At 56.4% G+C, this 282-nt stretch carries 1 pseudogene; it reads left to right on the top strand.

The window, feature by feature from the left end:
• Positions 1-282: pseudogene (locus A6R74_RS10450) on the top strand (histidine--tRNA ligase); the annotation flags it as partial.

The following is a 282-nucleotide window of genomic DNA, read 5'->3' as shown; positions in this document are numbered from 1 at the left end:
TACCGCGATACGCTGGTAGCCTATTTTGAGCAGCACCATGATCTCCTTGACGAAGACTCCAAGCGCCGCTTAACCAGTAATCCGCTGCGCATCCTTGACTCCAAGAACCCTGCCATGGCGGAAATGCTCGATGCCGCGCCGCAGCTGATGGATCACCTGGATACCGAGTCTCGGGAACACTTTGAGCAGCTCACTAAGATGCTTGAAGCGGCGGACATTGCCTATGTAATCACCCCACGCTTAGTGCGCGGGCTCGACTACTACTGCCGCACCGTGTTCGAG

The organism is Halomonas sp. ALS9, from assembly GCF_001651035.1.
Lineage (GTDB): Bacteria > Pseudomonadota > Gammaproteobacteria > Pseudomonadales > Halomonadaceae > Vreelandella.
Note: the sequence above shows the minus strand (reverse complement) of the source record. Positions and strands in the feature narration are given on the sequence as shown.